This is a genomic window from Kitasatospora sp. NPDC096077, assembly GCF_040303245.1.
Lineage (GTDB): Bacteria > Actinomycetota > Actinomycetes > Streptomycetales > Streptomycetaceae > Kitasatospora.
Window position 1 is genome coordinate 176,813 of the sequence record NZ_JBEOSV010000009.1, and the last position, 24,154, is coordinate 200,966.

Below are 24,154 nucleotides of genomic sequence, written 5' to 3' on the forward strand. Positions count from 1 at the left end.
CGTCAGGCCTGCCCGGCGCGGAGCTCCAGGTAGCGGTGGTAGGCCTCCAGGCCGTCGGGGACGAAGGTGTCGCGGCTCAGCCGGTCGGCCAGCTCGGCGGGGGTGAGCCAGGTGTACCAGGCGACCTCGGACTCCTGCGGGGAGACCGGGCCGTCCCACTCCGCCTCGTACATGTCGCACCACCAGGAGAGCTTGCCGCCGTCGGGCTCCCGGTACAGGAACTTGAACAGCGGGCGCGGGACGATGCCCCGCACGCCGAGCTCCTCCTCGGCCTCCCGGACGGAGGCCTCGGCGTACGTCTCGCCGGAGCCGACCACGCCGCCGACGAACATGTCGTACGCGCCGGGGGCGAACAGCTTGGTGCCGGTGCGGCGGTGGACGAAGATCCGGCCGGCCGGGTCGCGGATCAGGATGAAGACGCAGCGGTGGGTCAGCCCCCGCCGGTACACCTCGCCGCGCAGTGCCGTCCCGATCACCCGGTCCTGATCGTCCACGATGTCCAGCAGCTCTTCGGCAGGGTTGGTCACAGGCTTGATCACAGGCTTGGTCATGGGTGTCAGGTTAGGGTTTCGGGGCCCGCTTCGAACGCGGGATCGACGGAACACGCGGTGACGGACGGGCGGAGGGCGGCGCACGGTGGTGGAGATCTGGGGCGAGACGGCCGAGGGGTTCGAGCCCGTGCGAGAGGCCTTCGCACGGAACTTCGCGGAGTACGGCGAGCTGGGCGCGGCGTTCGCGCTGTACCTGCGCGGCCGCAAGGTGGTCGACCTGTGGGGCGGTGACGCCCGGCCCGGGGTGGGCGGGCGGCCCGCGCCCGCGGTGCCGTGGACGGCGGACACCGCCCAGGTGCTGCGCTCGGTCACCAAGGGCCTGACCGCCGCCACCGCATTGCTGCTGGCCGAGCGCGGCCGGCTCGACCTGGACGCGCCGGTGGCCTCGTACTGGCCGGAGTTCGCGGCGGCGGGCAAGGGCGCGGTGCCGGTGCGCTGGCTGCTGTCGCACCAGGTCGGGGTGCCGGCGCTGGACGTGCCGCTGCGGCTGGAGGACGTGCTGACCTGGGAGCGGGCGGCGGCCGCGGTGGCGGCGCAGGAACCGGCCTGGGAGCCGGGGACGGCGCACGGCTACCACCCGTACACCTTCGGCTGGTTGGTCGGTGAGGTGGTGCGCCGGGCGAGCGGTCGTACGGTCGGACAGTACTTCACCGAGGAGATCGCCCGGCCGCTCGGGTTGGACCTGTGGATCGGTCTGCCGGCCGCCGCCGCACCGCGGGTCGGCAAGCTGGTCGACCTGCCCGCCCCGGAGGCGGCCCGGACCGGGCCGAGCGGGCTGCGGCTGCGGCCCAAGCAGTCCGTCCGGGACGCCTACCAGGACCCGACGTCGCTGACCGCCCGTGCCTTCGCCTCGGTGCTGCCCGGGGTGAACATGAACGACCCGGCGGTGCAGGCGGCCGAGATCCCCGGTGCGAACGGCATCGGCACCGCCCGGTCGGTGGCCCGGTTCTACGCGGGCCTGATCGGCGTGGCCGACCGCCCGGACGGCTCCGGCGCCCTGCTGCCGCCGCTGCTCGGCGCGGAGGTGCTGGCCCGCGCGGTCGGACCGGTGGTGTCCGGACCGGACCGGGTGCTGATCGTCAACTCGACCTTCGGGCTGGGCTTCTGGCGGCACGGCCCGACCGCGCCGATGGCCTCCCCGGCGAGCTTCGGCCACCCGGGCCGGGGCGGGTCGCTGGGCTTCGCCGACCCGGAGCTGGGGCTCGGTTTCGGGTACGTCACCAACGGGATGCAGCCGGGCGTCACCGGGGACGTGCGGTCGCGCAACCTGATCCGCGCGGTCCGGGGATGTCTGGGGCTGGGGATGTAGGGCCCGCCGGGGCTCAGGCCTGGCCGGTGTCGAAGCGGCTGATCTTCCCGCCGGCGACGGTGAAGCGCCAGGCGGTGCGCATCGCGCCCCAGGTGTCGTTGGTGAAGTCGGCGACCACGGCGTGGCCGTCGTGCGACTCGGTCTGGACGGCCATGCGGCCGTTCACGGAGAAGATCTCCCGCTCGGTCCAGTCGGCGAGGTCGCGGTCGCTGCCGTCGTCGGACATGGTCGCGCCGGGGGCCAGGGCGGCGGCGAAGGCGTCGCGGTCGCCCGCGTTGATCGCGATGACGAAGGCGCGGACGGCCGGGTCGCTGAGCTTGGCGGGGGCGATGGTCATGCCGGACTCCTCGGGAGGGGCGGGGAACGGGGAGTCCTGTCTACGGCGTTCGCGCGGGTCGTTCGGGCATGTCGGCGGCGCGTCGGCGAAATCGGGGGATTCATGTGCTTAGATCCCGAACCAGGCGATTTGCCCGAATAGGCCCGCCACGGGGAGTGGCGGTGGAGCGGGAGGCCCGTCCGGGGCCTCCCGCTCCACTCCTGTCCGGGGCCGGTTCGAACGGCCCGGAAGGGCGGCCCTGAGCCGGAGGGTGGCCCTGGGCCGGAGGGCGGCCTAGAAGAAGCCGACCGCGTCCGGGGAGTAGCTGACCAGCAGGTTCTTGGTCTGCTGGTAGTGCTCCAGCAGCGCCTTGTGGTTCTCCCGCCCGATGCCGGAGTTCTTGTAGCCGCCGAAGGCGGCGTGGGCCGGGTAGGCGTGGTAGCAGTTCGTCCAGACCCGGCCGGCCTGGATGGCGCGTCCGGCCCGGTGGGCGGTGTTGATGTTGCGGGTCCACACGCCGGCGCCGAGCCCGTACTGGGTGTCGTTGGCGAGCGCGACCGCGTTCTCGAAGCCGTCGAAGCGGGTGACCGAGACGACCGGTCCGAAGATCTCCTCCTGGAAGACCCGCATGCTGTTGACGCCCTCGAAGACCGTCGGCGTGACGTAGTACCCGCCGGCCAGCGGCCCGTCGAGGTCGGCGCGCTCGCCGCCGACCAGCACCTTGGCGCCCTCGGCCTGGCCGATCTCGAAGTAGGAGAGGATCTTCTTCAGCTGCTCGGCGCTGGCCTGCGCGCCGACCTGGGTCTCGGTGTCCAGCGGGTTGCCCTGGCGCATCGCGCGCACCCGGGCCAGGCCGTCGCCGAGCAGCCGCTCGTAGACCGGGGTCTCGATCAGCGCACGGCTGGGACAGGTGCAGACCTCGCCCTGGTTGAGGGCGAACATCGCGAAGCCCTCGACGGCCTTGTCGTAGAAGGCGTCGTCGGCGGCGGCGACGTCCGCGAAGAACAGGTTGGGGCTCTTGCCGCCCAGCTCCAGGGTCGCCGGGATCAGGTTGTCGGCGGCGGCGCGGGCGATCAGCCGGCCGGTGCCGGTCTCGCCGGTGAAGGCGAGCTTGCGGACCCGGGTGCTGGCGGCCAGCGGGGCGCCGGCCTCCTCGCCGAAGCCGGTGACGATGTTGATCACGCCCGGCGGCACCAGGTCGGCGGTCAGTTCGGCCAGCAGCAGCACCGAGGCCGGGGTCTGCTCGGCGGGCTTGAGCACCACCGCGTTGCCGGCCGCGAGCGCCGGGGCGAGCTTCCAGATCGCCATCAGGATCGGGAAGTTCCACGGGATGATCTGGCCGACCACGCCCAGCGGCTCGTGGAAGTGGTACGCCACGGTGTCCTCGTCCAGCTGGGAGAGGCTGCCCTCCTGGGCCCGCAGCGCGCCGGCGAAGTAGCGCAGGTGGTCGACGGCGAGCGGGAGGTCGGCGGCCAGCGTCTCGCGGACCGGCTTGCCGTTCTCCCAGCTCTCGGCGACGGCCAGCTGCTCCAGGTTGGCCTCCATCCGGTCGGCGATCCGCAGCAGCACCTGGGCCCGCTCGGCGGCGGAGGTGCGGCCCCAGGCCGGGGCGGCGGCGTGGGCCGCGTCCAGGGCGGCCTCGATGTCCTCGGCGGTGCCGCGGGCGACCTCGGTGAACACCTCGCCGGTGACCGGGGTCGGGTCGTCGAAGTAGGCGCCGCGCACGGGGGGCTTCCACTCGCCGCCGATCCAGTGGTCGTACCGGGAGCGGTAGGCGACGATGCTGCCGGGCGCGCCGGGGGGCTGGTAGACCGTCATACTCGGTGTCTCCTCGCGACGTCGGGCGCCCCCGGCGCCGATCGGGCCGGGGGTGGCACGCCGGGCCGCCCGGTCAGGGGGCGGGCCGGCGGGAGGTGCGGACACGCAGTCGGGCCGGCGGCGCCCCGCCGGGGCGCCCGCCGACGAGCACGATAGCCGCCGGGCGCACGGCGCGGCTACGGTCCGTGCGACCGGCTCGTACGGACGGTGCGCGATCCGGACGTCCCGACCGGGGGGGGCGCGCGGGAGCGCTCGGCGGCGCGCGGGTCCGCCGGTGCATCCGATCGGGGCGGATGGCCTCTTGACCGGGGCCCGGGTGGGGCCGGGCGGACCGGGCCGGGGCCCGGGTGGGGCCGGGCCGGTGCGGTGCCGTGTGGACCGGTGTGGCGCGGACCGGTGCGGGGCCGGTGTCAGACCGAGTGGTACCGGCCGGTGCGGGCCTCCCAGCTCAGGTAGCCGGCCAGCCAGGTGAGCAGCCCGTCCGCGTAGCGCTGGGAGATCGAGCGTTCGATCCGGGACAGACCCAACTCCCGGTGTACGTCGGCCAGTCGTTCGTGCAGCTCGACACAGCGTTCGACCATCAGCTGGGCCTCCGCCATCACCGCGGAGCAGGCCTCCTCGGCCGAGCAGTGGCGCTCCCGCTGGACGATCATGACCAGGTTGTTCACGTCGCCGCGCGGGGCTTCCAGCGGGAACGAGCGCACGTCGTTGCTGAGCGAGGGTATGTCGGCCGCCAGCTGGCGGAGTTGACGCAGCACCGGGTGGTGCAGCACGGAGGCGGGGACCTCGAACTGGCCGAGCCGTTCGACCATGTCGAAGATCGTCTCCATCGCCGCGGTACCCCGTCTGAGCACCAGGTAGCCGTCCCGGTCCGGCGGCCGGGCGGAGATCCGGCCGGCCGCCTCGGCGGGGTGACTGGCGAAGTAGTACTCCCAGTTGTAGGCCGCGCGGGCCTGCCAACGGGCGGGCATGCCGCGCACGCTGCGGATCCACAGGTCCGCGAACGCGGTCTCGACCGGGGAGCGCTGGTCGGGGCGGGCGCCGTGCAGGACGGCGATCAGCCGCTCGCAGATCGGGGCGACCTCGGTGGGACGGCGGCCGAGCGGGCCGTCGAACTGGTCGTCGAAGAGGAAGTAGAAGCCCATCAGGTCGGCCGCCAGGGCGAGTTCTTCCGGTCCGGCGTCCGGGTAGCCGAGCGCGGCGAGGTCGACCACCTCCCAGTGGGCGTAGCCGGGGTGGTCGGCATCGGGGAGCAGCGGGTGGCGGACCAGCCAGTCGCGGTGCAGCGCGGTGGCGTACGGGCCGTGCGGGCTGCGGCGGTGCGGGAACGGAATCTGAAGTGAGGTGTCGTCAGACATCGGACTCCCGGTGCAGCGGATGGTGGGGGCGCTTGTGATTCGAACACGTGGCGTGGGGGAGTTGACGCGGCGGGGCGCGGAGGGTGAGGGTGGATCAGGCATGATCATCTGCGCCTCGCGGCCCGTAGGGTATCTGATGTAATGATCGGACGTTAGGGATATAGGGCAATTGCCCTTGGCAAGCCGTCCGAACCCTCGTCATCCGCCCCAGCCTGCGTGAATGCCGCACAGTGTGCCGTACACGGCGCTACCCTCGGGTCCACGAACGGTGATGGACCGGCTCTCCCGCGCGCGGGCGGGGCCGTGCCGCGGAGCGGGTGAGGCGGAGGCGCGACGGTGACCCAACAGGGCAACGAACTTCGGGCGGGAACGGGTACGGGCCGGGACGGCGACGGCCCCGCGGCCCGGGTCCGGCTGCGCGACCGCGACACCGAACTGCGCTCCGTGGAGGCGGCCGTCGACCGGCTGTGCCGCGAGTTCGCGGCCGGCGGCACCGAGATCGGCGAGCTGCTCGCCTTCTCCGGACGCCCCGGCATCGGCAAGACCAGCCTGCTGCACGAGGTCCGACGGATCGCCAGCCTGCGCGAGGGCGCCACCGTGCTGTTCGCCCGCGGTGGCGAACGACAGTTCAAGGAGCCGTACCACGTGCTCCGCCAGCTCCTCCAGCCCGTCCTGACCCGACTGGAACCGGACGAGTTCCGGCAGGTCATGGGCACCTGGGAGGAGGTCGTCGGACCGGCCATGGGCCTCAAGCAGCCCAAGGCCGGCGCCCGCCGGCTCGACCCCCAGGGCGTGCGCGACGGCCTCGACTACGTCCTCACCCAACTCGCCCCGCGCCGGGCGCCGATGGTGATGATCGTCGACGACCTGCACTGGGCGGACGCCGAATCCCTGTCCTGGCTCGCCAAGTTCGCGGTCCGCTCCGGCGAACTGCCCGTCCTGCTGGTCTTCGCCTTCCGCGAGGACGAGAGCGACTGGCCGAACGGGACCGAACTGCGCCGCAGCGTCCTCAACCTGGCCAGCCGCAAGCACGAGCTCAGCCGGCTCACCCTGACCTCCGTCACCGACATGATCCGCGCCGAATTCGGCGACCGGGCCGAGGACGCCTTCTGCTACGAGTTCTGGAACGTCGTCAACGGCAACCCCTTCGAGGCCGTCGCCCTGCTCGACCAGGTCCGTGACCAGGAGCTCGAACCCGTCGAGGAGAACTCCCGGCAGCTGCGCGAACTCGCCGTCGACGCCACCGGGATGACCCTCAAGACCTGGCTGGACCGGCTCGGACCGTCCACCCTGCGCTTCGCCTGGGCCTGCGCCATGCTGGGCACCGACATCCGGGTCGACCTCGCCACCCGGATCTCCACCCAGAGCACCGAGGCCGCCCGCGATTCCATCAAGCAGCTGCGCAAACAGCGCGTGCTCACCCAGACCCCCAACGGGAACCTGGAGTTCGTCCATCCGCTGATCGCCAGCTCCATCTACAACACCATGCCGGAGGCCACCCGGCTCGGCATGCACGGCATCGCCGCCGTCGAGATCGAGAACGCCGGGCTCGGCCTGCTCGCCGCCTCCCGCCACCTGGTCGAGACCCACTCCGGCGAGGGCGACGACCGGATCGTCCGGAAACTGCGCCGCGCCGCCGTCGAACACCAGCTGATCGGCGCCCCCGAAGCCGCCCAGCGCTGCCTGCACCGCGCGCTCAACGAGCCGCCCGCGGACGAGATCAAGGCCGAGGTGCTGTACGAACTCGGCTGTTCCGCCCTGCTCACCGACCCCGTCGCCACCGTCAACCAACTGCGGCTCGCCCTCGACCCCGACGAGATCCCGCTGCGCCCGGAACTGCGGGTCGACGCCACCTTCCGACTCTCCGAGGTGCTCGCCCACAGCGGTGAGCTGGGCCAGGCCGCCCTGGTCTGCCAGGACGAGGCCGCGAAGACCACCGACCCGGGCCGGCGCCAACGGCTCCAGGCCGCCTCGTTCATGTGGCACGCCTTCCGCAAGTCCGAGGAGGACGGCCCCGGCCGTTCCATCCGACTCGAGGAGCTGTACCGGAACCTGACCGGCCGGGAGGCCGCCGACCGGGCCGTGCTGATCATGCGCGCCTGGGACCTCACCCTGCGCGGCGAGCCCTCCACCGAGGCGCTCGCGCTCGCCGACGAGGTGCTGGAGGGCGGCCGGCTGCCCAAGGGGCTCGGCTGGACCGACACCACCTGGGGCTTCGAACTGCCCGCGATGCTCTGCCTCACGTACATCTACAACGACCGCATCGCCCAGGCCGAGCGGCTGGCCGCGGACGCCATCATCCAGTTCGAGATCGCCGGTTGGAGCGGTGCCCACCGGGGCTTCGCGTACTTCCTGATGGGGCTGGCCCGGTTCCGCCGCGGGCTGCTCGCCGAGGCCGAGGACTTCCTCCGCCGGGCCTTCCGGATCTCCGAGCGGATCGCGGCCAAGCTGCCGCTGGCCTGGGACGCCGTCGGCGTGCTGGTGGACACCCTGATCGCCCGCGGCCGGGTCGAGGCGGCCTGGGAGCAGGCCAACGAGTTCGGCTTCCACCCGCCGTACCACGCCACGGCCATGGTGCTGCCGGACGCGGCCTCGCTGTACGGCAAGCTGCTGGTCGCCAAGAAGCGGTACGCCGGTGCGGCCGCCGCGCTCACCGAGGCCGGGGCCCAACTGGAGGTCCGCGGCTGGCACAACACCGTCTGGGCGCCCTGGGCCGGGCACCTGGCCATCGCGATCTCCTCCGACGAGCCGGAGCGGGCCCGCGAGTACGCCCAGCGGGCGGTCCGGGACGCCCGCCGCTTCGGCACCGCCTCGGCGATCGGCAGCGCGCTGCGGCTGCAGGCGCGGATCGCCGACGGCCAGCAGGCGGTCGAGCTGCTGGAGCAGGCCGTGGAGCACCTCGGCCAGTCCCCGGCCGGGTACGAGCACGCCGTCGCGCTGGTCGACCTCGGTGGCGCGCTGCGCCGGGTCGGACGGCTGGAGGACGCCCAGGAGTACCTGTACCAGGGCATCGAACTGGCCCAGCACTGCTCGGCGGAGAAGCTGGTCGACCGGGCCCGCCGGGAGCTGGCCAACTACGGCCTGCGGCCCAACCGGCTGGGGCTGCACGGCGTCGGGGAGACGCTGGAGGCGCTCAGCACGCCGGAGCGGGAGGTCGCCGACCTGGCGGTCCAGGGCGTGCCGCCGCAGCGGATCGCCGAGCGGCTCGGGGTGAACCTGAGCCTGGTCAACCGGCGGCTGGCGGCGGTCTACCGCAAGGCGGGCACCGGGCCGGACGGGCTGGCCTCGGCGCTCGGGCTGCGGCCGCAGCAGGGCGGGGAACCGGGGGAGTAGCACCCCGGGCGAGGACGGGGGCGTGGGAGCGCCCGCGCCGCGCCCGCCGTCGCTAGGCTGACGGACACCACGGGGCCGGCGCGACGCCCCCCGGACGGAACGGGAACCGGGCGGTGGCGGCGCCGCCGCCAGTGAGGAGCAGGCCATGGCGAGCGAGGCCACCAGGGTGCGCCGCGAACCCCTCGACCCCTCGGGTGCGGGCGCGGCGATCCAGCGCTGGACCCTGACCGCCGGCCCGTACGAGGCGAGCGTGCTCACCCTCGGCGCCACCCTGCACACCCTCAGCGCCCCGGACCGGGCCGGCCGCACCGCCCAACTGCTGCTCTCCACCGACGAGCTGGCGCAGATCCTGGGCCCGGCCCGGCACTACGGCACGGTGGTGGGCCGGTACGCCAACCGGATCGACGGCTCCGTCGTCACCATCGACGGCGAGGACCACCGGCTCGCCCCGACCGGCGGCGGGATCACCATCCACGGCGGGCCGGACGGCTTCGCCCAGCGGATGTGGGCGGCCGAGCCGGTCGAGGGCGGGGTGCTGCTGCGGCTGCACAGCCCGGACGGCGACCAGGGCTTCCCGGGCGCGCTGGACGTCGCCGTCGGCTACACCCTCACCCACACCCCGGGGGCGGGCGGCGAGCTGGTGATCGACTACCGGGCCGTCACCACGAAGCCGACCGTGGTCAACCTGACCAACCACGCGTACGTCAACCTCGCGGGTGAGGGGAGCGGCGACGTCCTGGGCCACCTGCTCACCCTGGACGCCGACGAGTACACCCCGGCCGACGAGCGGCAGATCCCGTACGGGCGGACCGAGCCGGTGGCCGGCACGCCGTTCGACTTCACGGTGGCCACCCCGATCGGCAAGTCGGTGCACGACGAGCACCCCCAGCTGGCCGGCCCGGGCGGCTACGACCACAACTGGGTGCTGCGGGCCCGCCCGGCGGACGGCCCCCCGGCGCGGGCGGCGCTGCTGGAGGACCCGGTGGGTGGCCGCACCCTGGAGGTGCTGACCACCGAGCCGGGCGTCCAGGTCTACACGGCGAACAAGTTCCAGGGCGCGGTCACCGGTGCGAGCGGGGTCCCGTACGGGCCGTTCGCGGGGATCGCGCTGGAGACCCAGCACTTCCCGGACTCCCCGCACCACCCGGCGTTCCCGAGCACCGTGCTGCGGCCGGGGGAGGAGTTCCGCTCGACCACCGTGTTCCGGCTCGGGGTCAACTAGGACCTAGGTGCTTGGCCCGCCCCGGGCGGGGAGGTCCCGGCGCATGCAGAGCCGGGGCCAGCGGTCGAGGCCGTGCTCGGCCTCCTGGCGGCGGATCTCGCGCAGGCCGGGGGTGAGTTCGGCGTCGGCCAGCGGGCGGAAGCCGCAGCGGGCGTAGTAGGGGGCGTTCCAGGGGACGTCGGCGAAGGTGGTGAGGGTGAGCGCGGGGGCGTCGGCGCCCTCGGCCAGGTGCTCGATCAGTGCGCGGCCGATGCCGCGCCGGGCGTGCCCGGGGTGGACCGAGACCTGTTCGATGTGCAGCGCGCCGTCGACCGGTTCGGCCAGCAGGTAGCCGGCGACGGTGCCGTCGGGGGCCTCGGCGACCAGGGCGGTGCCGTGGTCCAGGTAGCGGGCCAGCTCCTCCGGCGCCGGGGGTTCGTCCTCGGCGATCTCCGGCATCCCGATCTCGGCGAAGGGGGCTCCGGCGGCCCGCTCCAGCTCGCCCAGCAGCGGCAGTTCGTCCCTGGTGGCGGTTCTGATGCGCATGCGTCCAGTCTGCTGCAAGCGCCTTTCGGCCACGCAGGGTGGTTCCGTCGGCCATCGGGGACCGGGGTGAAACGGACGAATGCGTCGATTGCGCCGCGCTGTCAACTACCGTGCGGCTACGTCCAGGACACGTGGGCGTAACGATCGCGGTTTCTTGCAGAAACTTGCTGCAAGGACTTTCCGTCGATCTTGCCCCGCTGTTAACTTCCTTCCCGAGCCCGACGGCAGCAACGGTGCGGTCGGCACGAGGCAGCCATTATGCGCCTGTCTCGGAACATCTCGGGCACCCCCACCCTCCTAGGAGTTCTCATGCGGCGTGGCATCGCGGCCTCTGCCCTCGTTGTGGCCCTCGCGGTCTCGATGGCTGCCTGTGGCAGCAGTGGCGGCTCCGGCTCCGACGGCAAGGCCGACGGCCCGGTCACCCTCACGTACTGGGACACGTCGAACGCCACCAACGAGGCTCCGAACTACCAGGAACTGGTCAAGAAGTTCCAGACGGCCAACCCGAACATCAAGGTCGACTTCGTCAACGTCCCGTTCGACCAGGCGCAGAACAAGCTGCAGACCGCCATGGGGGCCAAGGGCGCGCCGGACGTGTTCCGCTCCGAGGTCGGCTGGACCGCCGCCTTCGCCAAGGCCGGCTTCCTGGAGCCGCTGGACGGCACCCCGGCCGCCGCCGACACCTCCGCCTTCCAGCCCAGCCTGATCCAGCAGGCCTCGTACCAGGGCAAGCTGTACGGCGTCCCGCTGGTCACCGACACCCTCGGCCTGATGTACAACAAGGACCTGTTCGCCAAGGCCGGGATCACCGAGGCCCCCAAGACCTGGGACGAGCTGAAGACCGACGCCGCCGCGATCAAGGACAAGGCGGGCGTGGACGGCTTCTGGATGAAGGCCGCCGACGGCTACTACGCGATGCCGTTCCTGTTCGGCGAGGGCACCGACGCCGTCGACGCCGCCAACAAGAAGATCACCATCACCTCGCCCGAGGCCGTCAAGGGCATCGAGACCTACAAGTCGATGTTCACCTCGCCCGGCACCGCCAAGGCCGACGTCACCACCGACGCCTACGCCCACATGATGGACGCCTTCAACGGCGGCAAGGTCGCGGCGATCATCCAGGGCCCCTGGGAGATCACCAACATCTACAAGGGCTCCGCCTTCGCCGACAAGAAGAACCTCGGCATCGCCCCCGTCCCGGCCGGCTCCACCGGCAAGGCCGGCGCCCCCACCGGCGGCCACAACATCGCGGTCTACGCCGGCGCCGACAAGGCCCACAAGGCCGCCGCCGAGAAGTTCGCCGCCTTCATGACCTCGGCCGAGAGCCAGGCCTTCATCGCGCAGAAGAACTCCACCCTGCCGACCCGCTCCGACGCCTACACCGCCGACGTCAAGGCCGACCCGGGCATCGCCGGCTTCCAGGCCATCCTCGGCAGCGCCAAGCCGCGCCCCGAACTGCCCGAGTACAGCTCGCTGTTCGACTCGCTCGGCACCAACCTCGGCAAGACCCTCCAGGGCACCAGCACCCAGGACGCGCTGAACACCGTGTCCACGGACTACGCCAAGCTCCTGCCGGGCTTCGCCAAGTAGTCCCCGCAGCCCGGTCCGCCGACCCCGGCGGGCCGGGCCCGTCGGCTCCCCCGAGGCTGCCGGTTCCCCCAAGAATCCCCGAGAAGGTGCAAACGATGTCAGTCGCCGTGCAGGGCGCCACCGACAAGGGCAGCCGCGAGCGCGATCAGCGTCCCGGTCCGCTGGAACGCCTCAAGCGCTCCTACGCCAAGCACTGGTACGCGTACGCGATGATCGCGCCGGTCGTGCTGGTGCTCGGCGTGCTGGTGCTCTACCCGCTCGTCCAAGGCGTCTGGCTGACCCTCACCGACGCCAACAGCCTCAACGTCGCCCGCAAGATCGGCGTCAACGAGATCCCGGCCAGCTACCAGTACATCGGCTTCCACAACTACGCCGACATCCTCTGGGGCCCCGGCTCGTACGACCGCTTCTGGTCCCACTTCGTGTGGACCATCGCCTGGACGGCCATCTGCGTCTGCCTGCACTACAGCCTCGGCCTCGGCCTGGCCGTCCTGCTCAACAAGAAGCTGCGCGGCCGCGCCGCCTACCGGATGCTGCTCATCCTGCCGTGGGCCGTGCCGACCTTCGTCACCGTCTTCTCCTGGCGGCTGATGCTCTCGGACGGCGGTGTGGTCAACACCGTGCTCTCCGCCCTGCACCTGCCCGAGCCCGGTTGGCTCACCGACCCGTGGGCGCAGAAGTCGGCCGCGATCCTGGTCAACACCTGGGCCGGGGTGCCGTTCATGATGATCTCGCTGCTCGGCGGCCTGCAGTCGATCCCGGCCGAGCTGTACGAGGCCGCCGAGATGGACGGCGCCACCCGCTGGCAGCAGTTCCGCCACATCACCCTGCCCGGGCTGCGCAGCGTCTCCTCCACCGTCGTGCTGCTCGGCGTGATCTGGACGTTCAACCAGTTCAACGTGATCTTCCTGCTGTTCGGCAAGGGCGCCCCGGACGCCCAGCTGCTGGTCACCTGGGCCTACCGGCTCGGCTTCGGCCAGATCCCCCGGGACTACGCGCAGTCCTCCGCCTACGGCGTGATCCTGCTGTCCATCCTGATCGTCTTCACCGCCTTCTACCGGCGCTGGCTCGCCCGCAACGAGCAGGCCAACGGCTGAGGCCCCGGACCCAGTTGACCCGCACCGGTTGACCCACGAAGGCAGGTAACCCCGATGAGCACCACCACCGAACGTCCCGCTGCCGCGGCGACCGCGGCCCCGGCCGCCCGGCCCGCCAAGTTCCGCCCGCGCGGCGAGAGCAGCCCGCTGTCCAAGGCGCTGTCCCACGCCGTGCTGATCCTGGCCAGCCTGCTCGCGCTGTTCCCGGTCGCCTGGATCCTGTTCGTCTCGCTCGGACCGGACAAGAACGACTACCTCCACCCCGGCGAGATCTTCGGCAAGTTCACGCTGTCCAACTACCAGCACGTGCTGGGCGAAACCGACTTCTTCACCTGGTTCGGCAACTCCCTGCTGGTGGCCGGCATCACCACCGTGTTCGGCGTGCTGGTCGCCGCCACCACCGGCTACGCCGTGTCCCGGATGAAGTTCCCCGGGCACAAGCCGCTGATGTGGTCGCTGCTGGTCACCCAGATGTTCCCGATCGCGGTACTGATCGTGCCGATGTACACGATGCTCTCCGCGCTCGACCTGCTGGACAGCTACGCCGGTCTGATCCTGGTCTACTCGACCACCACCGTGCCGTACTGCGCCTGGCTGCTGAAGGGCTACTTCGACACCATCCCGGTGGAGATCGACGAGGCCGGCCGGGTCGACGGGCTCAGCCCGTTCGGCACCTTCTGGCGGCTGGTGCTGCCGCTGGCCCGCCCGGGCCTGGCGGTCGCCGCCTTCTACTCCTTCCTCACCTACTGGGCCGAGGTGCCGTTCGCCTCCACCTTCATGCTCAGCTCCGACAAGTACACGCTGGCCGTCGGCCTGCAGACCTTCGTCAGCGAGCACGACGCCCAGTGGAACCTGATGGCCGCCACCGCGGTGCTGATCGCGATCCCCTCCGCGGCCTTCTTCTACCTGGTGCAGCGCCACCTGGTCACCGGCCTGACCGCCGGTGCCTCCAAGTCGTGACGCCCAGCCGCCTCCCAGCGCTTCTCGCTCCTCTAGTCCCCAAGGGATACCGTCCATGACCCAGAACCTGGCCGACACCTCCCGGCCCGCCGCCGACACCGCTCACGAGGCGAACGTCATGGCGTCCAGAGGCTGGTGGCGGGACGCGGTCATCTACCAGGTGTACCCGCGCAGCTTCGCCGACTCCAACGGGGACGGCATGGGCGACCTGCCCGGCATCCGCAGCCGCCTGCCGTACCTGCGGGACCTCGGCGTGGACGCCGTCTGGCTCTCCCCGTTCTACGCCTCGCCGCAGGCCGACGCCGGCTACGACGTCGCCGACTACCGCGCGGTGGACCCGATGTTCGGCACCCTGCTGGACGCCGACGCGCTGATCCGGGACGCCCACCAGCTGGGGCTGCGGATCATCGTCGACCTCGTCCCCAACCACTCCTCGGACCAGCACGAGTGGTTCCAGCGCGCCCTGCGCGAGGGCCCCGGCTCCCCGCTGCGCGACCGCTACCACTTCCGCCCCGGCAAGGGCGCGAACGGCGAACTGCCGCCCAACGACTGGGAGTCCATCTTCGGCGGCCCGGCCTGGACCCGCTCCGAGAACCCGGACGGCACCCCCGGCGACTGGTACCTGCACCTGTTCGCCCCGGAGCAGCCAGACTTCAACTGGGACAACCCGGCCGTCGCCGACGAGTTCCGCTCGATCCTGCGGTTCTGGCTGGACATGGGCGTGGACGGCTTCCGGATCGACGTCGCCCACGGCCTGGTCAAGGCCCCCGGCCTGCCCGACCTCGGCGGCGCCGACCAGCTCAAGCTGCTCGGCAACGACGTCATGCCGTTCTTCGACCAGGACGGCGTGCACGAGATCTACCGCAGCTGGCGCGGGATCCTCGACGAGTACCCGGGCCAGCGGATCGGCGTCGCCGAGGCCTGGACCCCGACCGTCCAGCGCACCGCCAACTACGTCCGTCCGGACGAGCTGCACCAGGCCTTCAACTTCCAGTACCTGGGCACCGATTGGGACGCCGCCGCGCTGCGCGAGGTGATCGACCTGTCGCTCGACTCGATGCGCCCGGTCGACGCCCCCACCACCTGGGTGCTGTCCAACCACGACGTCACCCGGCACGCCACCCGGTTCGCCAACGAGCCCGGCCTCGGCACCCAGATCCGCACCCCGGGCGACCGCGCGCTCGGCCTGCGCCGGGCCCGCGCCGCCACCCTGCTGATGCTCGCGCTGCCCGGCTCCGCGTACGTCTACCAGGGCGAGGAGCTCGGCCTGCCGGACGTCACCGACCTGCCGGACGAGGTCCGCCAGGACCCGTCCTTCTTCCGCCAGGCCGGCCAGGACGGCTACCGCGACGGCTGCCGGGTGCCGATCCCGTGGTCCGGCACCGAGGCCCCGTACGGCTTCGGACCGGTCGCGGGCGGTCCGTCCTGGCTGCCGCAGCCGGCCGAGTGGGCCGGGCTGAGCGTCGAGGCGCAGACCGGCGACCCGTCCTCCACCCTGGAGCTCTACCGCAGCGCGCTGGCCGTCCGCCGGGCGCAGCCGGACCTCGGCGCCGGGACCGAGGTCGAGTGGCTGGACGGCCCCGAGGGCACCCTGGCCTTCCGGCGCGGCTCCTTCGTCTGCACGGTGAACACCACCGGCGAGCCGGTGCGGATCGCCGCCCCGGGCCGGCTGCTGCTCGCCTCGGCCGACCTCGTGGTCGAGGGCGGCGAGACGGTGCTCGCTCCGGACACCACCGGCTGGTGGGCGGTCTGACGTGGTTGCAATAGGCTCTGGGACCGTGACTACGGCGCGACTCTCAGACATCGCGGCACAGGCGGGGGTCAGCGAAGCCACCGTCTCCCGCGTGCTCAACGGCAAGGCGAACGTCTCCGCCGCCACCAGGCAGACCGTCCTGGCGGCGCTGGACGTGCTCGGCTACGAGCGGCCGACCCGGCTGCGCCAGCGCAGCGCCGGGCTGATCGGGCTGATCACACCGGAGTTGAGCAACCCGATCTTCCCCGCGCTGGCGCAGGTGATCGAGCAGGTGCTCAGCCGGCACGGGTTCACGCCGGTGCTCTGCACCCAGACCCCGGGCGGCTCCACCGAGGACGAACTGGTCGAGATGCTGGTGGACCGGGGCGTGGCGGGCATCGTCTTCGTCTCCGGACTGCACGCCGACTCCACGGCCGACCACGACCGCTACGCCCGACTGTCCGGGCGCGGGGTGCCGTTCGTGCTGATCAACGGCTACAGCGAGAAGATCGACGCGCCGTTCATCTCGCCGGACGACCGCTCCGCGATGTGGATGGCCGTCCAGCACCTGGCCGAACTCGGGCACGAGCGGATCGGCCTGGCGGTCGGGCAGCGGCGGTACGTGCCGGTGCTTCGCAAGATCGAGGGCTTCACGGCGGCGCTGCGCGAGGTGCTCGGGCTCGGTGCGGAGGAGGCCGAGGGGCTCGTCCACCACACGCTGTTCAGCGTGGAGGGCGGGCACGCCGCGGCCGGCGCGCTGCTCGACAAGGGCTGCACGGCGATCGTCTGCGGGAGCGACATGATGGCGCTCGGGGCGATCCGGGCGGTGCGCCAGCGCGGGCTGTCGGTGCCGCAGGACGTCTCGGTGGTCGGTTTCGACGACTCGCCGCTGATCGCCTTCACCGAGCCGCCGTTGACGACCATCCGGCAGCCGGTCGAGGCGATGGCGACGGCGGCGGTGGACGCCCTGCTGGAGGAGGTCGGCGGGAACGCCGCCCAGCGCGGGGAGTTCATGTTCCAGCCGGAGCTGGTGATGCGGGGGTCCACCGGGGCCTGCGCGCGCTGAGGCTGGTGGGTCGCGTCAACTGACGGGCCCCGGAGGGCGGTTGCCTTCCGGGGCCCGTTCGCGTGCGGTCCGGCTCAGCCCTCCTGGGCGGCCCGGGTCAGCCCTCCTGGGCGGTCGGGCGGTCGGTGCTGACCCGGTGGCCGTCGGCGGCGTCGCCGGTCCGGGTCCCGGTGCGGCGGCCGCGGGCCAGGTAGTCGCGGACCACCAGCTCGACGGCGTCCTGGGGGTTCTTGGTGCCGGAGAGCAGCATCGCGTCGATCGCGAGGTTCGCGTCGAGGGTGATGGTGACCTGGGCCATGGTGACTCCTCCTCGGGTGCAGAGCAGCAGCATGCCTGCCGGGGCGGGGTTTGACCATGCGGAGGCCGGTCTCCCGGGTACGCCGAAGCCCCGGGGAGAGCGACCAGACTCTTCCCGGGGCGGTCGGTGGACGGCTGACGACCGACAGTCGATGAAATCCGTCAGCTGTCAGTCGTCATCCGTCGGCTGTCGGCCGCACGCCGACCTCGGGCTCAGACCCGGCCGGCGAAGTCCGGGGCCCAGTTGGCGACGGTCTGGAGACGGACGCCCGAGCTCGGGTTGGCGGCCTCGACGTACTGGCCGTTGCCGATGTAGATGGCGACGTGGTAGACGCCGGAGTCCTGGCCGTTGTTCGACCAGAACAGCAGGTCGCCCGGCTGCAGGCTGTCCAGCGAGACGTGGGTGCTGGCGGCGGCCTGGTCGGCGGCGACGCGCGGGACGCTGATGCCCGCGGCGCGCAGCGCGGCCTGGGTCAGGCCGGAGCAGTCCCAACCGCCGTTGCCGGTGCCGCCGTAGACGTACGCCTGGCCGACCTTCGACTGGGCGAAGGAGACCGCGGCGGCCATGCTGCCGGTGGCGGCCGGGGCCGGGGTCTGGGTCTGGGTCTGGGGAGCCGGCTTGGCGGCGGGCTTGGCCGGCTTCGAGGTGGACGGCTTGCTCTGGTCGATCGGCTTGGCGTTCACGGCACCGCCGTTCGAGGCCTGGCCGGACTTCTGCGAGCGGTCGAACCAGGTGAAGTCGGAGCCGGACTTGGCGGTGCCGGAGGCCTGGCCGGCCTGGGCCGCGCCGCCGTCACCGAAGGTCAGCTGCTGACCCGGGTAGATGGTGTCCGGACCCTCGGTCAGGGTGCCGCGGTTGAGCTCGTAGAGCCGCTGCCAGCCGCCCTGGACGTTGTGCTTGTCGGCGATCGTGGACAGCCAGTCGCCGTCGACGACGGTGTAGCCGCCGGCCTGGGCCTGCGCCTGGCGCTTCTGGGCCCAGGTGCTGTCGGCGGATCCGGTGGACGGGGTGGCGGACGCGGAGTCACCGGAGGCCTGGGCCTGGTCCTGGGCGGGCGCGGCCGGCTTGGCGGGCTTCGCGGCCTGGGAGCCGCCCTGGGCGGGCTTGGCGGCGGGCTTGCTGGTGGCACCGGCGGCGGCACCGGTGGAGGCGCCGGCCGAGGTGTCGACGGACGCCGCGGCGCCGCCCTTGGTCAGCCCGGCCTGGACCGAGCAGACCGGCCAGGCGCCGGGGCCCTGCGAGGCGAGGACCTTCTCGGCGACGGCGATCTGCTGGTCCTTGGTGGCCTGGTTGGCCTGCGGGGCGTAGGCGGTGCCGCCGAAGGCGGCCCAGGTGCTGGAGGTGAACTGCAGGCCGCCGTAGAAGCCGTTGCCGGTGTTGATGCTCCAGTTGCCGGTGCTCTCGCACTGGGCGACCTTGTCCCAGGTGGAGACCGGGGCGGCGTTGGCGGTGCCGGTGGTGAGGCAGGGGACGGTGAGGCCGACGCCGGCGACGCCGAGGGCGGCGATGACGCGACGGGTGCGGCTGGACAGGCGGTTGCCGTTGGAAGGCAGCATGAAGACGCGGTCCTCTCCCACGCCTGCGAGGTGAGCTGTCGGATTCGGGCTGGAGTTGCCCGGCCGCGCTTCTGCGCGGCTTCACCCCTAGCCCTGGACCGTTTCCGGGAAATGGTCCGGGGCGACTTACCTGTGGTTCCCCCGCTCCTGCCGTGATGCGTTTTCGCGCTGCCAGGACATCCGACGGCAGGACTCGGCGTCGCGGATGAACTGGGTCCGTGTGGTCACGAACGGGGAGCACGTTAAGCAGACTTAAGTTCAAACTGCAAATACCTGTGATGCGCATCACGGTTTAGTGTGGAATGCCAAATGGGCCGTAATTCATGATCGAAATTGATCATTTACCGGCAATGTCGCGCTGGATTCTCATAACTGGCTCCGCCTCAGAAGTGAAGTGACGGAGTGTTGAAGCGCAATGGGGGCGTGCGGTGGAACCTGGGGAGCGACGGCGGAGCGCGGGCGCGACAGCGCGCGGGCTATTCATCGACAAAGGCGCCGGAAACGGACATTGCGCCGCATTGACCGCTTAACTCTCCTGCGGGGCAATCCGCGCACGCCGGAAGGGCCCGGAACGCGATCGTTCCGGGCCCTTCGGTGGTGTGGGGTGGCCGCGACGCCGTCGCGGGTGCGCGGACGGGCCTCCGTCAGCCCTCCACGGGCCCCTCGGCGGCCGCGTGGGCCCGCCGGGAGCCCTCCCCGGCGCCGACGGTGGTGGCGGCCTCCGCCTCGGCCTCGGCCAGCTCCTCGGCCGTCGGCGTCGGCAGGGCGGCCAGGTAGGTGGAGGCGATCAGCTGGCCGACGGCCGAGTAGGCGCCCAGCGGCGCGGCCGACGGGCAGCCGGTCTCCTCGGCGGCCGTGGCGAGCAGCTCGGAGTCCGCCTCCGGGCCGATCACCAGCGGGGCCAGCGCCGGACGCTGGGAGCCGGTCTCCTTGAGGTGGTTGACGGCCCCGGCGACCGAGCCGGGCACGTCGAGCGCCGCGGCGACGACCGGGACGGCCAGCCGGGCGGCCAGCAGCACGCCGGTGATCCCGGCCGCGGCGGCCGCCTCCTCGCCGCCGACGGTGGTAAGGACCACGCCGTCCGCGGCGGTCGCGATGGCGAACAGCCGGGCCCGGTCGGCCCGGGCCAGCCCGGCCTCGGACAGTCGTACGTGGACGGCCTCGGCGAGCAGCGGGTGCGGGCCCAGGGTGTCCGTGACGGTCGCGCCGTACTCGGCGGCGAGGGCGTGAAGCCCGGTCAGGAAGTCGTGCGGACCGGGCACCAGCGGCACCACGACGGGCGTCGGCAGTCCGGCCTCGGCGGCCGCCGCCAGCAGCTCCGCGACGGTGCGCTCCTCCGTGCTCCCGGTCTCGGCGCCGCCGGGCAGGTAGCCGACCGCGGCCTGGACGCCGGTGTGCTCGCTGCGGACGATCGAGAGCAACTCCTCGACGACCGAACGGGACTCGGGCCCCGCGGTCGCGGGTACGGCGAGCACCAGGGCCGGCGAGCCGGTGCGGATCTCGGGGCGCTCGGGGCGGCGGTGGCGCCCCCGCGCACGGGAACCTGGAGTGCGGACGGGCAGTGGCGCGCCCGGGATGGCTGCGGTGCTCATGCCGGAGATCGTAGGACATCGGCCCGTCAGGCCTGCAGTCGGCTGCCGTACGGGTTTCGGGTGGCCGTGGTGCGGAGGCCGTGTTCCTGCCGTGCGACTCCGGGCCGTTTGCCTACAATCCGGACATTCTTCGCTCAACGCCCGCACCAACCCCCGCAGTTGCCCTGACGTGTCCCGTGGGGCGGCGCGTTGCATGAGAGGCGCGTGAGATGTCTCACAGCCGGAGCCCGGGCTTGCGTTGGACTGACGGAGGGTCACGGAGGTGCGACTCCCGGCACTGGAAGATCAACATTCAGCGGGGGGTCGCTCACGGCCGGTTATGGACGACTCGTCGATTCAATCGGCTATGTCCGTTTACGTACCGTCAGGAGAAGGGTCCGTGAAGAGTTCGCGGCGACCGTAAAAAGCCCCGTGCACCTGCAATGTCCCGTGCTGATGCACGTGCACTACGGCTATCATCGCGTCAAGTGAGGCGTTGTACCGGGCCGGTACGGGGCCGGTCCGTTCGTTCGGCGGGTGCCGGGGGCGCCGCGCTGGACGACAACTCCGGAGCTCTTCGGGAGACTTCTATGCACGACTCGCAGGACACGCACGGCTCGAACCACACCTACAACGGGATGGCCGCCGCCGACCTCCAGGGGGTGGTCTGGCAGAAGAGCCGGCACAGCAACTCCCAGGGCAACTGCGTCGAGTTCGCGGCCCTTCCGGGCGGCGACGTCGCGATGCGCAACTCGCGCTTCCCGGACGGTCCGGCGCTCATCTACACCCGGGCCGAGATCGCCGCGCTGCTGCTGGGTGCCAAGGACGGGGAGTTCGACCACCTGGCGGTCTGACCGGCTGCCTGCTCCACCATCGGGGGGCCGTCGTGGGTGCTGACACCACGACGGCCTTTTTTGTCGCCGTCCCCGACTCCGCTGCACCGGGGGCTGCTCCGGGGGCCGCTGCGGGCCGGGCGTGTCCGGGGGTGCTGGAGCGGGTAGCCGACGGCGCGGGGAGTCCGCGGCGGGGCCGGTGGCCGCCGTGGAGCGGCGGCGGTGCGAGCCGCAGGAGCCGCAGGGGTCGTGCGAGCCGCGGGAGCTGTCGGCCGGTCCGGAGCGGGGCCCGGCTGAAGGCCCCGGGGAGTGGTCCTCCCGGGTCGTCCCTCGGTCGGCCGTGCGCCGTGCGGCGCTAGGCCGAGCGCCGGTGCCGTCCACCGATGTCGACCCGTCCGTCCAGTGGGCGGCCGGTCGGCCCGCAGACGTCGAGTCCGCTGCCGTCGAGCCCGCCGCCGGCCGACTCCGCCTCGAACATGGCCCAGACCACCTTGCCGCTGCCCAGCGGGTGCCAGCCCCAGGAGCGGCTGAACGACTCCACCAGGTGCAGTCCGCGGCCGGATTCGGCGACGAAGTCCGCCTCCCGGGCCACCGGGCCGGTGCTGCTCGGATCGCTCACCGCGCAGACCACCTGGGGTGCGCGGTGCACCAGGCTTATTCGGATCGGAAGCCGCCCGTCCGCGGTCGGCTGTGTGGGAAAGTCGAACTCGCCCAGGGCGCCGCCCGACGGGTCGGGCCGTGCGCCGATCGCATGCCGGAGCGCGTTGGTCACGAGCTCCGAGGCGACCAGCGCGACGTCGTCGAACAGCTCCATCAGGCCCCAGCGCTGGAGAGCGGTCCGGGCGAAGTCGCGAGCGGTTCTCACGGCTTCGAAGCGAGGAGCGAGCGTGCAGGTGACCACATGGGGGTCAACTGCCAAAGCCGTACCGGTGCTCATGAAGAGCTCCTCCCATAAGGGGGCGGACACGGCTGGACCCGCCGGGGTCATGCCGGTCACCTCCGACTCGCTCGGCCGCTCGGCCGCCCCTTCGACCAGGCGCGCGCGCACTCGAACGCCCGATGGCGCGGGGACGCCGTCGGGTCGGTGCACGGAGTCACGCTCGGGGTCGACGCGGAGCCCGCGGGATTGCCAGGGATGTGCAGGTGCACGTGCACCATGGTGGTGTGCGCTCACTGCAGATGCAAGAGTCGATTCACGTGCAGTCGCACTATTGGCATATGCAAGCGCCGGATGCACGTGCATCCTGGTGCGCGGAGTGTGGAACTGATAGGAACATCCGTCAGTATCGGCACCGTGAGCGCTCAACTGATGGCAGACTGTGCGCTGTTTGCCCTAGGTGGAGGTTTCGACCGCATGACCACAGTTCAGCCGGGCGGCGGCTCGATGGTCCGCCGGATCCTCCTCGGCTCGCAGCTGCGTCGCCTGCGAGAGGCACGCGGCATCACCCGTGAGGATGCGGGCTACGCGATCCGCGCGTCCGAGTCCAAGATCAGTCGCATGGAGCTCGGCCGGGTCAGCTTCAAGGAGCGGGACGTCGCCGACCTGCTCAGTCTCTACGGCGTGGACGACGGCCTGGAGCGGGAAGCCCTGCTCGGGCTGGTCCGCGAGGCCAACAAGTCCGGTTGGTGGCACAGCTTCAACGACGTGCTGCCGGGCTGGTTCCAGACCTACGTCGGCCTGGAGGAGGCCGCCCAGCTGATCCGCACCTACGAGGTGCAGTTCATCCCCGGACTGCTGCAGTCCGAGGAGTACGCACGGGCGGTTTTCGGCCAGAGTCGGCCGGTCATCAGCGAGGAGGAGGTGGAGCGGCGGGTCAGCCTCCGGCTGCGCCGCCAGAAGCTGCTGACCGAGGGCACCAGCCCACGCCTGTGGGCGGTGATCGACGAGGCCGCGCTGCGTCGGCCGGTCGGCGGGCCCAAGGTGATGCGCGGCCAGGTGCAGTACCTGATCGACGTCGCCGAGCAGGCCAACGTGGTGATCCAGGTCATGCCGTTCCGGTTCGGCGCCCACGCGGGCGAGTCCGGGGCGTTCACGATCCTGCGCTTCCCGGAGCAGGACCTCGCGGACGTGGTCTACCTGGAGCAGCTCACCAGTGCGTTGTACCTGGACAAGCGCGACGACGTGGACGCGTACATCCAGGTCATGGAGCGGCTCTGCGTGGACAGTCTCACGCCGGAGCGCACGATAGACCTGCTCTCCTCGATCCTGAAGGAGCGCTGATCCCGGTGGGGTCCTGAACCGGATCCTCCCGGAGCGCCGGGCAACTCCCGGGCGCGGCCCGGGGATTCGCCGGGCTCCGATCGGCAACCGGCAGTCGGCCGCCGTCCCGTGTCAACCGCGGGCCGGCGGCCGGTCGCGTTCCGGCGGCAGCGGCTGCGGCGGGCGGCCGAGGTCCCAGGGCAGGTCGTAGCGGCGGAACAGGTCGGCCCGGATCAGCGCCAACGGGAGCTCCGCGCCCGGCAGCAGCACCCCGATGCAGCCGCCCATCAGCGCGCTGCGCAGCACCGCGTGCTCGGCGGCCGGGTCCGGTGCGCCCCAGTCCCTGAGCAGGCCCTGGAGGATGGCGCCGAGCTGCTGCTGCTCCGGGTCCTGGACGAAGGCGCCGGCGTCCGGGTCGAGGATCAGTGCCAGGTGGGAGCGCATCACCCGGGGGTGGTCCATGGCGAGGCCGAGGACGGCGTCGATCGCGCGGGCCAGCCGGGTCTCGGGGGAGGCGCCGGACGGGAGCTCGGCCAGCGCGCCGCTGAGGGTCTGGTGCATCATCCGGTGCGTCGCGGACTGCATCAGCAATCGTTTGCCGTCGAAGTAGTACGACAGCAGGCCGCGGGCGAGTCCGGCCCGTTCGGCGATGTCGGTCAGCGTGGTGCCCGCGTAACCGTGCCGGTCAACCAGCTCGATGGTGGCCCGCATGATGCGCCGGCGGGAGCGCTGGCGCATCTCCTCATTGACCGAATCCCCGCGAGGTGCCATCGTGACTGCTCCGAACGTTCGTTGACTCCGGGCCAATATACTTGCGAA

Annotated in this window: 20 protein-coding genes and 1 riboswitch; of the genes, 10 read left to right on the top strand and 10 right to left on the bottom strand. The window is 72.1% G+C overall.

The window, feature by feature from the left end; translation table 11 throughout:
* Nucleotides 1–2 precede the first annotated feature (2 nt).
* Nucleotides 3–551 (bottom strand): NUDIX hydrolase, encoded by a 549-nt coding sequence (locus ABTZ03_RS12065; RefSeq protein ID WP_350512796.1) that lies wholly within the window; start codon nucleotides 549–551, stop codon nucleotides 3–5.
* An 85-nt stretch (nucleotides 552–636) separates the two neighbouring features.
* On the opposite strand from ABTZ03_RS12065, the gene ABTZ03_RS12070 reads away from it, so the two are divergent.
* Nucleotides 637–1,860: a serine hydrolase domain-containing protein gene (locus ABTZ03_RS12070; protein ID WP_350512797.1), complete on the top strand. Its 1,224-nt coding sequence runs from the start codon at nucleotides 637–639 to the stop codon at nucleotides 1,858–1,860.
* Between the two features lie 13 nt (nucleotides 1,861–1,873).
* On the opposite strand, the gene ABTZ03_RS12075 is transcribed toward ABTZ03_RS12070, so the two are convergent.
* The 3 genes from ABTZ03_RS12075 to ABTZ03_RS12085 form a co-directional block, all read right to left on the bottom strand.
* Entirely contained in the window at nucleotides 1,874–2,197 is a 324-nt protein-coding gene (locus ABTZ03_RS12075) for a nuclear transport factor 2 family protein (protein WP_350512798.1), read from the bottom strand.
* A gap of 273 nt (nucleotides 2,198–2,470) precedes the next feature.
* Entirely contained in the window at nucleotides 2,471–3,994 is a 1,524-nt protein-coding gene (gene exaC / locus ABTZ03_RS12080) for an acetaldehyde dehydrogenase ExaC (protein WP_350512799.1), read from the bottom strand.
* 410 nt (nucleotides 3,995–4,404) lie between these two features.
* Entirely contained in the window at nucleotides 4,405–5,352 is a 948-nt protein-coding gene (locus tag ABTZ03_RS12085; RefSeq protein ID WP_350512800.1) for a terpene synthase family protein, read from the bottom strand.
* A 336-nt stretch (nucleotides 5,353–5,688) separates the two neighbouring features.
* Here ABTZ03_RS12085 and ABTZ03_RS12090 point away from each other — a divergent pair, with 336 nt between their 5' ends.
* Entirely contained in the window at nucleotides 5,689–8,685 is a 2,997-nt protein-coding gene (locus ABTZ03_RS12090; RefSeq protein ID WP_350512801.1) for an ATP-binding protein, read from the top strand.
* Nucleotides 8,686–8,830: 145 nt separating this feature from the next.
* Entirely contained in the window at nucleotides 8,831–9,907 is a 1,077-nt protein-coding gene (locus ABTZ03_RS12095) for an aldose epimerase family protein (protein ID WP_350512802.1), read from the top strand.
* Between the two features lie 3 nt (nucleotides 9,908–9,910).
* On the opposite strand, the gene ABTZ03_RS12100 is transcribed toward ABTZ03_RS12095, so the two are convergent.
* Nucleotides 9,911–10,432: a GNAT family N-acetyltransferase gene (locus ABTZ03_RS12100; RefSeq protein WP_350512803.1), complete on the bottom strand. Its 522-nt coding sequence runs from the start codon at nucleotides 10,430–10,432 to the stop codon at nucleotides 9,911–9,913.
* Nucleotides 10,433–10,741: 309 nt separating this feature from the next.
* Between ABTZ03_RS12100 and ABTZ03_RS12105 the strand changes: the two genes are divergently transcribed.
* From ABTZ03_RS12105 to ABTZ03_RS12125, 5 genes are all read left to right on the top strand, one after another.
* The gene (locus ABTZ03_RS12105; protein WP_350512804.1) at nucleotides 10,742–12,022 is read left to right on the top strand and encodes an extracellular solute-binding protein; all 1,281 of its coding nucleotides are present in this window, start codon (nucleotides 10,742–10,744) and stop codon (nucleotides 12,020–12,022) included.
* A gap of 95 nt (nucleotides 12,023–12,117) precedes the next feature.
* Nucleotides 12,118–13,119, top strand: a complete 1,002-nt coding sequence (locus ABTZ03_RS12110; protein ID WP_350512805.1) for a carbohydrate ABC transporter permease — start codon at nucleotides 12,118–12,120, stop codon at nucleotides 13,117–13,119.
* Between the two features lie 54 nt (nucleotides 13,120–13,173).
* On the top strand, nucleotides 13,174–14,079 hold the full coding sequence (locus tag ABTZ03_RS12115; protein ID WP_350512806.1) for a sugar ABC transporter permease: 906 nt from the start codon (nucleotides 13,174–13,176) through the stop codon (nucleotides 14,077–14,079).
* 55 nt (nucleotides 14,080–14,134) lie between these two features.
* Complete coding sequence (locus ABTZ03_RS12120) at nucleotides 14,135–15,832, top strand: glycoside hydrolase family 13 protein (RefSeq protein WP_502894440.1); 1,698 nt, start codon at nucleotides 14,135–14,137, stop codon at nucleotides 15,830–15,832.
* A 25-nt stretch (nucleotides 15,833–15,857) separates the two neighbouring features.
* Nucleotides 15,858–16,877, top strand: coding sequence for a LacI family DNA-binding transcriptional regulator (locus tag ABTZ03_RS12125; RefSeq protein WP_350512807.1), 1,020 nt, complete (start codon nucleotides 15,858–15,860; stop codon nucleotides 16,875–16,877).
* Nucleotides 16,878–16,974: 97 nt separating this feature from the next.
* On the opposite strand, the gene ABTZ03_RS12130 is transcribed toward ABTZ03_RS12125, so the two are convergent.
* The 3 genes from ABTZ03_RS12130 to ABTZ03_RS12140 all read right to left on the bottom strand — a co-directional run bounded on the left by ABTZ03_RS12130 (nucleotide 16,975) and on the right by ABTZ03_RS12140 (nucleotide 20,323).
* Nucleotides 16,975–17,175, bottom strand: a complete 201-nt coding sequence (locus ABTZ03_RS12130; protein WP_350512808.1) for a hypothetical protein — start codon at nucleotides 17,173–17,175, stop codon at nucleotides 16,975–16,977.
* A 212-nt stretch (nucleotides 17,176–17,387) separates the two neighbouring features.
* On the bottom strand, nucleotides 17,388–18,731 hold the full coding sequence (locus ABTZ03_RS12135) for a transglycosylase family protein (RefSeq protein WP_350512809.1): 1,344 nt from the start codon (nucleotides 18,729–18,731) through the stop codon (nucleotides 17,388–17,390).
* A gap of 7 nt (nucleotides 18,732–18,738) precedes the next feature.
* Nucleotides 18,739–18,901, bottom strand: a riboswitch (cyclic di-AMP (ydaO/yuaA leader).
* A gap of 474 nt (nucleotides 18,902–19,375) precedes the next feature.
* On the bottom strand, nucleotides 19,376–20,323 hold the full coding sequence (locus ABTZ03_RS12140; RefSeq protein ID WP_350512810.1) for a hypothetical protein: 948 nt from the start codon (nucleotides 20,321–20,323) through the stop codon (nucleotides 19,376–19,378).
* A gap of 569 nt (nucleotides 20,324–20,892) precedes the next feature.
* Between ABTZ03_RS12140 and ABTZ03_RS12145 the strand changes: the two genes are divergently transcribed.
* Complete coding sequence (locus ABTZ03_RS12145) at nucleotides 20,893–21,156, top strand: DUF397 domain-containing protein (RefSeq protein WP_350512811.1); 264 nt, start codon at nucleotides 20,893–20,895, stop codon at nucleotides 21,154–21,156.
* Nucleotides 21,157–21,490: 334 nt separating this feature from the next.
* Here ABTZ03_RS12145 and ABTZ03_RS12150 read toward each other — a convergent pair whose 3' ends face one another.
* Complete coding sequence (locus ABTZ03_RS12150; RefSeq protein ID WP_350512812.1) at nucleotides 21,491–22,072, bottom strand: ATP-binding protein; 582 nt, start codon at nucleotides 22,070–22,072, stop codon at nucleotides 21,491–21,493.
* A gap of 417 nt (nucleotides 22,073–22,489) precedes the next feature.
* On the opposite strand from ABTZ03_RS12150, the gene ABTZ03_RS12155 reads away from it, so the two are divergent.
* Nucleotides 22,490–23,356 carry a Sco1979 family transcriptional regulator gene (locus ABTZ03_RS12155; protein WP_350505985.1) on the top strand — a complete coding sequence of 289 codons (867 nt, stop codon included), beginning with the start codon at nucleotides 22,490–22,492 and terminating at the stop codon, nucleotides 23,354–23,356.
* Nucleotides 23,357–23,467: 111 nt separating this feature from the next.
* On the opposite strand, the gene ABTZ03_RS12160 is transcribed toward ABTZ03_RS12155, so the two are convergent.
* Nucleotides 23,468–24,073 carry a TetR/AcrR family transcriptional regulator gene (locus tag ABTZ03_RS12160; RefSeq protein ID WP_350512813.1) on the bottom strand — a complete coding sequence of 202 codons (606 nt, stop codon included), beginning with the start codon at nucleotides 24,071–24,073 and terminating at the stop codon, nucleotides 23,468–23,470.
* Nucleotides 24,074–24,154 lie beyond the last annotated feature (81 nt).

Bases quoted from the DNA above. Each gene is read 5' to 3' on its own strand.
- ABTZ03_RS12120 (WP_502894440.1), top strand. From the start codon at position 14,135: ATGACCCAGAACCTGGCCGACACCTCCCGGCCCGCCGCCGACACCGCT.
- ABTZ03_RS12160 (WP_350512813.1), bottom strand. From the start codon at position 24,073: ATGCGCCAGCGCTCCCGCCGGCGCATCATGCGGGCCACCATCGAGCTG.
- ABTZ03_RS12110 (WP_350512805.1), top strand. From the start codon at position 12,118: ATGTCAGTCGCCGTGCAGGGCGCCACCGACAAGGGCAGCCGCGAGCGC.
- exaC (WP_350512799.1), bottom strand. From the start codon at position 3,994: ATGACGGTCTACCAGCCCCCCGGCGCGCCCGGCAGCATCGTCGCCTAC.
- ABTZ03_RS12085 (WP_350512800.1), bottom strand. From the start codon at position 5,352: ATGTCTGACGACACCTCACTTCAGATTCCGTTCCCGCACCGCCGCAGC.
- ABTZ03_RS12155 (WP_350505985.1), top strand. From the start codon at position 22,490: ATGACCACAGTTCAGCCGGGCGGCGGCTCGATGGTCCGCCGGATCCTC.
- ABTZ03_RS12115 (WP_350512806.1), top strand. From the start codon at position 13,174: ATGAGCACCACCACCGAACGTCCCGCTGCCGCGGCGACCGCGGCCCCG.
- ABTZ03_RS12095 (WP_350512802.1), top strand. From the start codon at position 8,831: ATGGCGAGCGAGGCCACCAGGGTGCGCCGCGAACCCCTCGACCCCTCG.
- ABTZ03_RS12140 (WP_350512810.1), bottom strand. From the start codon at position 20,323: ATGAGCACCGCAGCCATCCCGGGCGCGCCACTGCCCGTCCGCACTCCA.
- ABTZ03_RS12130 (WP_350512808.1), bottom strand. From the start codon at position 17,175: ATGGCCCAGGTCACCATCACCCTCGACGCGAACCTCGCGATCGACGCG.
- ABTZ03_RS12065 (WP_350512796.1), bottom strand. From the start codon at position 551: ATGACCAAGCCTGTGATCAAGCCTGTGACCAACCCTGCCGAAGAGCTG.
- ABTZ03_RS12105 (WP_350512804.1), top strand. From the start codon at position 10,742: ATGCGGCGTGGCATCGCGGCCTCTGCCCTCGTTGTGGCCCTCGCGGTC.
- ABTZ03_RS12100 (WP_350512803.1), bottom strand. From the start codon at position 10,432: ATGCGCATCAGAACCGCCACCAGGGACGAACTGCCGCTGCTGGGCGAG.
- ABTZ03_RS12145 (WP_350512811.1), top strand. From the start codon at position 20,893: ATGCACGACTCGCAGGACACGCACGGCTCGAACCACACCTACAACGGG.
- ABTZ03_RS12075 (WP_350512798.1), bottom strand. From the start codon at position 2,197: ATGACCATCGCCCCCGCCAAGCTCAGCGACCCGGCCGTCCGCGCCTTC.
- ABTZ03_RS12135 (WP_350512809.1), bottom strand. From the start codon at position 18,731: ATGCTGCCTTCCAACGGCAACCGCCTGTCCAGCCGCACCCGTCGCGTC.
- ABTZ03_RS12150 (WP_350512812.1), bottom strand. From the start codon at position 22,072: ATGAGCACCGGTACGGCTTTGGCAGTTGACCCCCATGTGGTCACCTGC.